Source organism: Nonomuraea cavernae, assembly GCF_040655715.1.
GTDB lineage: Bacteria > Actinomycetota > Actinomycetes > Streptosporangiales > Streptosporangiaceae > Nonomuraea > Nonomuraea cavernae_A.
Map to the genome: position 1 here is coordinate 1 of NZ_JBFAKL010000078.1, position 1,438 is coordinate 1,438.

General features: G+C 66.6%; 1 protein-coding gene. It reads left to right on the forward strand.

What is annotated here, in order from left to right:
- Positions 1–113 precede the first annotated feature (113 nt).
- Positions 114–1,406: an IS256 family transposase gene (locus AB0I38_RS40285; RefSeq protein ID WP_436838833.1), complete on the forward strand. Its 1,293-nt coding sequence runs from the start codon at positions 114–116 to the stop codon at positions 1,404–1,406.
- The last annotated feature ends 32 nt before the right edge of the window (positions 1,407–1,438 follow it).

Genomic DNA, 1,438 nt, shown 5'->3' on the forward strand with positions numbered 1-1,438 from the left:
GAGCAATGATCGAAACCTGTGGATCTGACGGGAAGGGGTGTACCTTCCCGAATCATCTGATCAAGGTTTCGAGATAAGGCCGACGCGCCAACGTCGGTCGGGAAGGCACACCCGTGCCGCTTACCGTAGTGCCCGAGCTGCCCGCTGACGACAACTCGCCGGCATCCTCCTCGTTGATCGACCAGATCGTTCGCGAGGGCGCCCGCAAGATGCTGGCCGCCGCTTTGCAGGCTGAGGTGGACGCCTACATCGCCGCGTTCGCCGACGAGCGCGACGAGAACGGGCGCCGCTTGGTCGTACGCAACGGTTACCACCAGCCGCGCGACCTGCTGACTGGCGTCGGCGCGATCGAGGTCAAAGCGCCGCGGGTCAACGACAAGCGCATCGAGGAGGAAACCGGCGAGCGTAAGCGGTTCTCCTCGGTGATCCTGCCCGCCTGGGCGCGCAAGACCCCGCAGGTCACCGAGGTGCTGCCGCTGCTGTACCTGCACGGCCTGTCTTCGGGAGACTTCGTCCCCGCGCTGGGCCGGTTCCTCGGCTCGACCGCCGGACTGTCGGCCTCGGTCATCACCCGGCTGACCGAGACCTGGAAGGGCGAACAGCGGGCCTTCGGCGAGCGGGACCTGTCCGGCGTGGACTACGTCTACCTGTGGGCCGACGGAATCCACGTCAACATCCGCCTGGAGGAGCACAAACTCTGCCTGCTGGTGATGATCGGGGTGCGCGCGGACGGGCGTAAGGAGCTCGTCGCACTCGCCGACGGCTACCGCGAGTCGACCGAGTCGTGGGCTGACCTGCTGCGCGATTGCAAGCGGCGCGGGATGCGCGCCCCGGTGCTGGCCATCGGGGACGGGGCACTCGGCTTCTGGGCCGCGCTGAGCGAGGTGTTTCCGCAGACCAGAGCCCAGAGATGCTGGTTTCACAAGATCGCTAACGTGCTGGGGGCCATGCCGAAGTCTGCCCACCCGGCTGCCAAGAAGGCCCTGGCCGAGATCTGGAACGCCGAGGACAAGGAGCACGCCGAACGCGCGGTGAAGGACTTCCAGGCCCTCTACGGCGCCAAGTACTCCAAGGCCGTCGCCAAGGTGGTCGATGACCTCGACGAACTGCTCGCCTTCTACGACTACCCCGCTGAGCACTGGGTGCATCTGCGCACGACCAACCCCATCGAGTCCACCTTCGCCACCGTCCGGCATCGGACCAAGGTCACCAAGGGTCCCGGCTCGCGCGCCGCCGGGCTGGCGATGGCCTTCAAGCTGATCGAGTCGGCGCAGAAGCGCTGGCGGGCGGTCAACGCACCACATCTCGTTGCCCTGGTCCGCGCCGGGGCGACATTCGTGGGCGGCAAGCTCGTCGAGCGGCCGGACGAGACGTCCCCAGAAGGGCGGCCATCCGTCGCTGCTTAAAGCTTTTGATCCACAGGTATTGACGATTGCTC